This window comes from Pseudomonas putida (genome assembly GCF_001941965.1).
Taxonomy (GTDB): Bacteria; Pseudomonadota; Gammaproteobacteria; order Pseudomonadales; family Pseudomonadaceae; genus Aquipseudomonas; species Aquipseudomonas putida_L.
In genome coordinates this window covers 119,389-128,433 of sequence record NZ_MKZO01000013.1, presented here as the reverse complement: position 1 = coordinate 128,433, position 9,045 = coordinate 119,389, and the positions used below count along the sequence as shown (strand labels likewise).

At 64.9% G+C, this 9,045-nt stretch carries 7 protein-coding genes; 1 reads left to right on the top strand and 6 read right to left on the bottom strand.

Annotated features, from left to right (window positions below; all coding sequences use genetic code 11):
• Positions 1-191: 191 nt before the first annotated feature.
• The 5 genes from PSEMO_RS09960 to PSEMO_RS09940 form a co-directional block, all read right to left on the bottom strand.
• Positions 192-1,217 carry a putative 2-aminoethylphosphonate ABC transporter substrate-binding protein gene (locus PSEMO_RS09960; protein ID WP_075802901.1) on the bottom strand — a complete coding sequence of 342 codons (1,026 nt, stop codon included), beginning with the start codon at positions 1,215-1,217 and terminating at the stop codon, positions 192-194.
• 45 nt (positions 1,218-1,262) lie between these two features.
• Entirely contained in the window at positions 1,263-2,987 is a 1,725-nt protein-coding gene (locus PSEMO_RS09955; RefSeq protein WP_075802900.1) for a putative 2-aminoethylphosphonate ABC transporter permease subunit, read from the bottom strand.
• Between the two features lies 1 nt (position 2,988).
• Entirely contained in the window at positions 2,989-4,053 is a 1,065-nt protein-coding gene (locus PSEMO_RS09950) for a putative 2-aminoethylphosphonate ABC transporter ATP-binding protein (protein ID WP_075802899.1), read from the bottom strand.
• A gap of 205 nt (positions 4,054-4,258) precedes the next feature.
• Positions 4,259-5,128, bottom strand: coding sequence for a LysR family transcriptional regulator (locus PSEMO_RS09945; RefSeq protein ID WP_075802898.1), 870 nt, complete (start codon positions 5,126-5,128; stop codon positions 4,259-4,261).
• Positions 5,129-5,136: 8 nt separating this feature from the next.
• The gene (locus tag PSEMO_RS09940; protein WP_075802903.1) at positions 5,137-7,377 is read right to left on the bottom strand and encodes a heavy metal translocating P-type ATPase; all 2,241 of its coding nucleotides are present in this window, start codon (positions 7,375-7,377) and stop codon (positions 5,137-5,139) included.
• An 83-nt stretch (positions 7,378-7,460) separates the two neighbouring features.
• Here PSEMO_RS09940 and cadR point away from each other — a divergent pair, with 83 nt between their 5' ends.
• Entirely contained in the window at positions 7,461-7,904 is a 444-nt protein-coding gene (cadR, locus tag PSEMO_RS09935; RefSeq protein ID WP_075802897.1) for a Cd(II)/Pb(II)-responsive transcriptional regulator, read from the top strand.
• Positions 7,905-8,034: 130 nt separating this feature from the next.
• On the opposite strand, the gene PSEMO_RS09930 is transcribed toward cadR, so the two are convergent.
• Positions 8,035-9,006 carry a thymidylate synthase gene (locus PSEMO_RS09930; protein WP_075802896.1) on the bottom strand — a complete coding sequence of 324 codons (972 nt, stop codon included), beginning with the start codon at positions 9,004-9,006 and terminating at the stop codon, positions 8,035-8,037.
• Between the last annotated feature and the right edge of the window lie 39 nt (positions 9,007-9,045).

The following is a 9,045-nucleotide window of genomic DNA, read 5'->3' as shown; positions in this document are numbered from 1 at the left end:
AATCGATGTTGAAATGCTGGGCTACCTTTCGAAAACCATCACTGCCCTCTAGATAGGCAGTGATGGCTGCCAGCTTGAACTGTTCGGTGTACTTCATAACTCCCCCAAGGGTTGGATTAGTCTCCAATTTCTTGGGGGCAGTCCAGGGTCCGTGTGGGAGCTGGCTTGCCAGCGATGAAGCCAATGAAGATCTACTGCTGCGCGACTTTCTCGGACTTGCCGTCATACCGCTTGCGCCACTCGCTGAGGATCTCGTCGCGATTCTTCGAGGCCCAGGCAAAGTCGTTCTTGATCAGGCGCTGCTCGTAATCCGCCGGCAGCTCGGTCTGCGGCTTGGCGATCCCCGGCTGGGCCAGCACGGCGAAGTTTTCCCTGTACAGCTCCATCGCCGCCGGGCTGGCGGAGAAGTCGGCCAGGCGCTTGGCCGCCTCTTCATGCTGGGTGCCCTTCATCACCGCAGTGGCTTCGATCTCCCAGCCCAGGCCTTCCTTCGGCAGGACGATGTCCAGCGGCGCGCCCTGGCGCTTGAGCTGCACGGCCGGGTATTCGAAGGAAATACCGATCGGGAATTCCCCCGCCGCCGCCAGCTTGCACGGCTTGGAACCGGAGTGGACGTACTGGCCGATGTTCTGGTGCAGGGCATCCATGTAGGCCCAGCCCTGCGGCTCGCCAAAGGTCTGCAGCCAGGCGCTGACATCGAGGAAGCCGGTGCCGGACGAGGCCGGGTTCGGCATGACGATCTTGCCCTTGTATTCAGGCTTGGTCAGGTCCTGCCAGCTCACCGGCTTGGTCAGGCCCTGCTTCTCGGCTTCGACAGTGTTGAAGCAGATGGTCGCGGCCCACACGTCCATGCCGACCCAGGCAGGCGGGTTGGCGGCGTCGCGGTAGTTCGCGCCGATCTTGCCCAGGTCCTTCGGCGCGTAGGTCTGCAGCATGCCCTGCTGGTCGAGGATCGCCAGGCTGGAGGCGGCCAGGCCCCAGACCGCGTCGGCCTGCGGGCGGTCCTTCTCGGCCAGCAGCTTGGCGGTGATGATCCCGGTGGAGTCACGCACCCACTTGATCTCGATGTCCGGGTTGGCCTTTTCGAACGCCTGCTTGTAGCTCTTGAGCTGTTCGGCTTCCAGTGCGGTGTAGACCGTCAGCGAGGTCTGCGCGGCGCTGGCCTGCAGGCTGAACGCAGAGAGGACGGCAGCGGCAAGGGCGAGTGGCTTGAACATGATGCGGTTCCTTTGAAGGGACGTTGGTCAGGTTGGGTGGCGCGATCAATGGCCCGGTGCGCGCTGGCGCCAGGCCTGGGAGCGTTTCAGCAGGCCGTTGGAGGCCCAGGCCAGCAGCAGCGAGACGCCGGCGCTGGTGAACAGGATCAGGGTCGACATGGCCGCGGCGCCACCGACGTTGCCGGCGTCGTCCATGTTCAGCACGGCAACGGCGGCGAGGATGGTGTCGGGGCTGTAGAGGAAGATCGCCGCCGACACCGTGGTCATCGCCGAGACGAACAGGTAGCGGATGATGTCCAGCAGCGCCGGCAGGCAGATCGGTACCGTGACCCGCAGGAAGTGCCGGTACAGCGGTGCCTTGAGCGACAGCGCGGCGGCTTCGAACTCGCCGTCGAGCTGGCGCAGGGCGGTGGTCGCAGTCATCTGCGCGGTGGTCAGGTAGTGGGCGATGGTGCAGATCACCAGCAGCGCCATGCTCCCGTAGAACACGTGCAGCGGGTTGCCCGGCAGGTTGAAGAAGAAGACGTAGCCCAGGCCGAGCACCAGCCCCGGCACCGCCATCGGCACGAAGCTGAGCAGGCGCAGGACCAGGTTGAGGCTGCGCTGGCTGCGGGTCTTTTCCATCAGGTAGGCGCCGCTGAAGATCGCCACGCTGCCGATCAGCGCGGTGCCCAAGGCCATGGTCAGGCTGTTGCGGCAGGCCAGCCAGCCACCGCCGGCGGTTTCGTCGAACTGGTAGTGCTTGAGCGACAGCGACAGGTTGTATGGCCAGAATTTCACCAGCGACGAGTACACCGCCATGCCCACCACCAGCAGGAGGGTGGCGCAGACCAGCACAACCACCGCGAGGAACCAGGCATCACGCTGCCGCGAAACTGCCGGTTCGAAGACCTGGGCACGCCCGCTCATGGCCTCGCCCTGGCGCCGGCGCAGCCAGGCATCGACGCCGAAGCTGAGCAGCGCCGGGAGCAGCAGGACCATGCCGATCAGCGCACCGCGACCGAACTGCTGCTGGCCGACCACCGCCTTGTAGGCTTCCAGCGCCAGCACCTGGTAATCGCCACCCACCACCACCGGCACGCCGAAGTCGGTGATGGTCAGGGTGAACACCAGGCAGAAGGCGGCGAACACGGCCTGGCGGGTGGCCGGCCAGGTGATGCTGTGGAAGGCGCGCCAGGGGCCCGCGCCCATACTCGACGCGGCGTCGAACAGCCGGGCATCGGCCAGGGACAAGGCGGACAGCAGGATCATCAGGGCATGGGGGAAGGTGTAGATCGCCTCGCCCAGCACGATGCCCCAGAAGCCATAGATGTTGTCGCTGAGCAGCCCGCGCAGCAGCCCCTGGTTGCCGAACAGATAGACCAGGGCAATGGCAGGCAGCATCGACGGCGCCAGCAACGGCAGCAGGGAAATTCCGCGCCAGAGGCGCTTGCCGGGGATCAGCGTGCGTTGCAGGGCGTAGGCGAACAGATAGGCGAGCGGTACGACGATGGCGGCGACGCTGAGCGAGACCTTGAGGCTGTTGCCTAGCAGCCAGTGGAAGTTGGCGCTGGCGAACAGTTCACGGGCCGCGACCAGGCCACCACCCTGCCCGGCTTCGCTGCTGAAGCCGCGCCAGAAGATGGCGAGCAAGGGCAACAGTACCGAAACCACGAGGAACATCAGCAGCAGCCATTTGCCGCCGACCACGAACAAACGGTCACCCAGGGCAACGCCGGACCGCGGTTTTGCCTTCGCCTGGGCGATCGGCAGGGTGAGTGGAGCGCCCATCTCAGGCAAAGACCTGCAGGCTGCGTGGCGGCAGGGCCACCCAGATGTCCTGCGAGCCCAGGCGCGGCATGGCTTCCGGGGCGACTTCGGCGAGCAGGGCGTGGCCCGGCAGTTGGTGCAGCTCGAAGCTCATGCGGCAGCGGTTGCCGAGGAAGGTGATTTCCCGCAGACGCGCCGGGAACAGGTTTTCCTCGTGGACGATCGGGTTGATGGTGATCGCCTCGGGACGGCAGAACAGCCGGCCACTGCCGCTGGCCTTGGCGCCCGGGGCCAGGCGAAGGTTGAGGTCGCCGACCTGGGCATGACTGTCGCTGCAACGCTGGAACGGCAGCCAGTTGCCCTGACCGATGAACTCGGCGACGAACGGCGTGGCCGGGCGGTCGTAGATTTCCTGGGCGGTGGCGTACTGCTCGACCTGGCCGTTGTTCATCACGGCGATGCGGTCGGCCATGAGCATGGCTTCGTCCTGATTGTGGGTAACCATCAGGGTGGTGATGCCCAGTTGGCGCTGGAGCTGGCGCAGTTCGGTGCACAGATGGTCACGAACCCGGGCGTCGAGGGCCGACATGGGTTCGTCGAGCAGCAGCAGGGACGGTGCCGGGGCCAGGGCGCGGGCCAGGGCGACGCGTTGCTGCTGGCCGCCGGAGAGCTGGCCGGGGTATTTCTTTTCGCTGCCGGTCAGGCCGACCAGTTCCAGCATCTGCCCGACGCGCTGGCGCACCTCGTTGCGGCCGCTGCCGGCCAGGCCGTAGGCGATATTGGCTTCGACGGTGAGGTTGGGGAACAACGCGTAGGACTGGAACAGGATCCCGTAGTCACGGGCTTGCGGCGGCAGGGTGGAGATATCGCGGTCGCCGATCATCAGCTCGCCGCGGTCCTGGCGTTCGAGGCCGGCGATACAGCGTAGCAGGGTGGTCTTGCCGCAACCGGACGGGCCGAGCAGGCAGACCAGCTCGCCGGCGGCGACGTCGAGGGACACATCCTGCAGGGCGGTGAAGGCCCCGAAGCGTTTGTTGATGCCGCGAACGCGCAACTGGGCGCCGGGTTGTGCAAGCGTGTTGTTCATGACAGGACCTCACCGAACGAATGAGGGTCATGCTAGGTACGCTTTGCGAAGGTTCCGTGGCGTTGGGGCAAAAGCTGCCGATAGTGGTATTGGCAGATTTTTGTTGGTGCTCTTGAGGGCCTCATCGCTGGCAAGCCAGCTCCCACAGGTTCAGCGGCGCCGCGGACACTGTGGGAGCTGGCTTGCCAGCGATAGGGCCCTCGAGTCAGGAATCAATGGCCGACATTTCCTGGGCCAACCCCAAAAAAGCAGCCGGCAAGCGCGCCTGACGCCTTTCCTTCAGGCAATACAGATACTCATGCATCACCGGTGCCCCCTCCAGGCTGAGCACCCGCAGTTCCGGGTTATGCGGCACTTCATGCCGGGCAATGATGCTGATCCCGATATTCCTCAGCACCGCCTCGCGAATCGACTCGCGACTGCCGATCTCCAGCAGCGCCCCGACCTTCACCCCGGCCTCTTCGAGCATCTGCTCGGTCAGCTTGCGGGTCGTCGAGCCCTGCTCGCGCATCAGCAGGCAATGCCCGGCCAGCGCCGCCAGCGGCACCGACTCCCGCGAGGCCAATGGATGGCTGCGATGCACCGCCACCACCAGCGGGTCGGTGCCCAATATCCGCCGTATCAGCCGATTGTCTTCCAGCAACTGCGACGACGCCGCCACATCCACCCGGTATTCCTCCAGCAACTCCAGGACCTGCTGCGAGTTGCCGATCTCCACCGAGACCTCCACCTGCGGCAGGCGCTCACGGAAGATCTTCACCAGATCGAGGATGTAGTACGGCGCAGTCGCCGCCACCCGCAGCGTGCCCTGTTGCTGGCCGCTGTTGCGCAGGAAGAACTCGATATCGGCTTCCTTCTGCAGCAGGTCGCGCACCATCGGCAGCAGCCGTGCGCCCTCCTCGCTCAGGGCCAGACGCCGGCCACCGCGGTAGAACAGCTCGACGCCGTAATGGCTTTCCAGGTTGCGGATCTGCGTGGTGACGGTGGGCTGGCTGAGCCCGAGCTTCTTTGCCGCAAGGGTGATGCTGCCCAGGCGGGCCACCCGGTAGAACGCCTTCAGCTCGGAACTCAGCATAAATCCTCTTACTTTCTCAGCAGGCGCAGGCCGTTGAAGACCACCAGCAGGCTGACGCCCATATCGGCGAACACCGCCATCCACATGGTCGCCATGCCGGCAAAAGTGATCGCCAGGAAGATCGCCTTGATGCCCAGGGCAAGAACGATGTTCTGCACCAGTATCGCCGCGCTTTGCCGCGAGAGCCTGACGAAGGCCGGGATTTTCCGCAAGTCGTCGTCCATCAGGGCGACGTCGGCGGTCTCGATGGCGGTGTCAGTGCCAGCCGCCGCCATGGCGAATCCGATCTCCGCGCGGGCCAGGGCCGGGGCGTCGTTGATGCCGTCGCCGACCATGCCGACCCGGTGGCCCTTGGCATACAGGTCCTCGATGGCCGCCAGCTTGTCGGCCGGGAGCAGGTTGCCGCGGGCTTCGTCGATACCCACCTGGGCAGCGATGGCATCGGCGGTGTGCGGGTTGTCGCCGGTGAGCATGACGGTACGGATACCCAGTTGGTGCAGCTCGGCGATGGCTTCGCGGCTGGTCTGCTTGACCGTGTCGGCCACGGCGAACAGGGCCAGCGGGCCGGAGCTGTCGAGCAGCAGGACCACGGTCTTGCCCTGGCGCTCCAGCACGTCCAGCTTGGCTTCCAGCTCCGTCGAGCACAGGCCCAGTTCTTCCACCAGGCGGTGGTTGCCGAGGTGGTAGAGCACACCGTCCACTTCACCGCTGACACCACGACCCATCAGGGCCTGGAAGTTGCCTACCTCTTCTCGGGCTAGGCCGTCTTCCTCACCTTTACGGGCAATGGCCATGGATACCGGGTGGTCGGAGCGGCCACCAAGGCTGGCGGCAATACGCTGGGCACGCTCGGCGAACAGTGGGTCGAGGACCTGGACGTCGGTCTGCACCGGCTTGCCGTGGGTCAGGGTGCCGGTCTTGTCGAGGGCGATGAAGTCCAGCTTGCGCCCGCCTTCCAGGTACACGCCGCCCTTGATCAGGATGCCCTTGCGTGCGGCGGCGGCGAGGCCGCTGACGATGGTCACCGGGGTGGAAATCACCAGGGCGCAGGGGCAGGCCACTACCAGCAGGACCAGGGCGCGGTAGATCCAGTCGAACCAGGCCCCGGCCATGAACAGCGGCGGAATCACGGCCACGGCGAGGGCGAAGGCGAAGACTGCCGGGGTGTAGATTTTCGAGAATTGATCGACGAAGCGCTGGGTCGGCGCCCTCGCACCCTGGGCCTCTTCGACGGCGCGGATGATACGCGCCAGGGTCGACTCGCCGGCAGCGGCAGTCACCCGGAACTCCAGGGCGCCGGACTGGTTGATGGTGCCAGCGAAGACCTTGTCACCCGGGCCTTTTTCCACAGGCAGGCTTTCGCCGGTGATGGGCGCCTGGTCGATGCTCGACTGGCCGCTGACCACCTCGCCATCCAGCCCGACCCGCTCGCCGGGACGCAAGCGTACCAGGGCACCGAGCGGCACCTGGGCGACTTCCATCTCCAGCCACTGGCCGTCGGGCTGCTGCACCGTGGCCATGTCCGGGCTCAACTGCATCAGCCCGCCGATGGCGTTGCGCGCACGGTCGAGCGACCGGGCCTCGATCACCTCGGCGAGGGTGAACAGCACCATCACCATGGCCGCTTCCGGCCACTGGCCGATCAGCACGGCGCCGGTCACGGCGATGCTCATCAGCGCGTTGATGTTGAGGTTGCGGTTCTTCAGGGCGATCCAGCCCTTCTTGTAGGTGCCCAGGCCGCAGCCGAGGATCGCCGCCAGGGCCAGGGCCGCCACCATCCACTCCGGTGCAGCAGCGGTGAAATGTACGATTTCCGCCGCCAGTGCAGCCACGCCGGACAACGCCAGTGGCCACCAGGACTTCTTCACCGGGGCCGGCTTGGCTTCGGCAGCCTCGTCGGTCAGCGGCTCGGCCTTCATGCCCAGCGAAGCGATGGCCTGCTCGATGCCCTGGGTATCGCCATGGGTGTGGCGCACGCCGAGGATGCGGTTGATCAGGTTGAATTCCAGTTGCTCGACGCCGTCCAGCTTGCCCAGTTTGTTCTGGATCAGGGTCTGCTCGGTCGGGCAGTCCATGGCCTCGATGCGGAAGCGGCTGAGGCGGGCGTCGGCACTGGCCTTTTCGCTCAGTTGCACCAGCGCCGGGGCTTCGGCGGCGGAACAGCAACTATGGGCATGCGCATGATCATGCGACTTATGGTCGTGATCGTGGTGCTTATGTTCATGATCGTGGGTGACAGGCTGGTTCATGGGGTTCATCCCTAAATGTCCTGTTGCCAAGTGAACACCCTGTAGCCACTATAGGGTCAAGCAACCTGTCGAGGTATTTGCAGATGAAGATCGGCGAACTGGCCAAGGCCACCGATTGCGCGGTGGAGACCATCCGTTACTACGAGCGGGAAAACCTGCTGCCGGAACCGGCGCGCAGCGAGGGCAATTACCGGGTCTACACCCAGGCCCATGTCGAGCGGCTGACCTTCATCCGCAACTGCCGAACGCTGGACATGACGCTGGAGGAGATTCGCAGCCTGCTGCGGCTAAGGGACAGCCCGCAGGACCAGTGTGAAAGCGTCAATGCGCTGGTCGACGAACATATCGAGCACGTACAGGCGCGGATCGACGGGCTGGTGGCGCTGCAGGAGCAATTGGTGGAGTTGCGCAGAAGATGCCGCGCCGAGGGCGAGCATTGCGCGATTCTGGAGAGACTGGAGGTGAATGGGGCGGTTTCGGTGCCGGAGGGAGAACACTCCCATGTCGGTAGAAGTCACGGCCATTAAGACTCGCCGCTAACCCTGTGGGAGCTGGCTTGCCAGCGATGAGGCCATCATGAGCAATGATGTTGTCTGATCTGGCCAAATCGCTGGCAAGCCAGCTCCCACAGGGATTGTGTGTACTGCTAGAGCCGGTTTAAACCGCCATCGGCGCCGTCATCGGCGCATGGTGCTCATACCCTTCCAGGCTGAAGTCACTCGGCTCGATCTTCTCCAGCCACTCCGGCTCGTACTTGCCGGTCTTGGCAAACTCCGGCACCCGGTCCGATATCACCAGCTTCGGCGCTTGCAGCGGTTCGCGCTTGAGCTGCTCGTTGAGCATGTCCAGGTGGTTTTCATACACATGGGCATCGCCGATGAAGTAGGTGAACCAGCGCGGCGTGTAGCCGGTCAGGCGACCGATCAGCGACAGCAGCGCAGCGCCTTCGGTGAGGTTGAACGGTGTGCCCAGGCCCAGGTCGTTGGAGCGGATGTAGAGCGTCAGGGAGATCTCTTTGGTCTGGGTGTTCGGGTGGAACTGGTACAGCAGGTGGCACGGCGGCAGGGCCATTTCGTCCAGCTGCGCGCAGTTCCAGCCGTGGAACAGGATGCGCCGGCTGTTGGGGTCGTTGATGATGGTGTCGACACACTGGCGGATCTGGTCGATGGCCTTGTACAGCACGACAAAGGCTTCACCGTCTTCTTCGGACTCGGCGATCTTCACGAAACCACTGTTCTGCGCCAGCTCGATGGCCGCCGGGTTGCTCAGCGGGATGCGCTTGTAGGCCGGCCATTGGCGCCATTGCACGCCATAGATCTCGCCGAGGTCGTCATGCCCCTGGCGGAACGGGTTGGCCAGCCATTGGGCGTTTTCGTTGGCGTTCTGGTCCCAGACCTTGCAGCCCAGCTCGCGGAATTCGCCGGCGTTCTTCACGCCACGGAGGAAGCCGACCATCTCGCCGATGGCCGATTTGAACGCCAGCTTGCGCGTGGTGATGGCCGGGAAGCCCTTCTGCAGGTCGAAACGCAGCATGGCGCCCGGCAGGGCGATGGTGCGCACGCCGGTGCGGTTTTCCTGAAGGGTGCCGTTCTCGATAACGTCGCGGACCAGGTCCAGATACTGTTTCATAGCGTTCCTGTAACGAAGACGGCAGGGGGATCGCCCCTG

What these genes read in the sequence shown, in the direction of transcription:
- PSEMO_RS09960 (WP_075802901.1), bottom strand. Translation starts at nt 1,217, where the DNA reads ATGTTCAAGCCACTCGCCCTTGCCGCTGCCGTCCTCTCTGCGTTCAGC.
- PSEMO_RS09955 (WP_075802900.1), bottom strand. Translation starts at nt 2,987, where the DNA reads ATGGGCGCTCCACTCACCCTGCCGATCGCCCAGGCGAAGGCAAAACCG.
- PSEMO_RS09950 (WP_075802899.1), bottom strand. Translation starts at nt 4,053, where the DNA reads ATGAACAACACGCTTGCACAACCCGGCGCCCAGTTGCGCGTTCGCGGC.
- PSEMO_RS09945 (WP_075802898.1), bottom strand. Translation starts at nt 5,128, where the DNA reads ATGCTGAGTTCCGAGCTGAAGGCGTTCTACCGGGTGGCCCGCCTGGGC.
- PSEMO_RS09940 (WP_075802903.1), bottom strand. Translation starts at nt 7,377, where the DNA reads ATGAACCAGCCTGTCACCCACGATCATGAACATAAGCACCACGATCAC.
- cadR (WP_075802897.1), top strand. Translation starts at nt 7,461, where the DNA reads ATGAAGATCGGCGAACTGGCCAAGGCCACCGATTGCGCGGTGGAGACC.
- PSEMO_RS09930 (WP_075802896.1), bottom strand. Translation starts at nt 9,006, where the DNA reads ATGAAACAGTATCTGGACCTGGTCCGCGACGTTATCGAGAACGGCACC.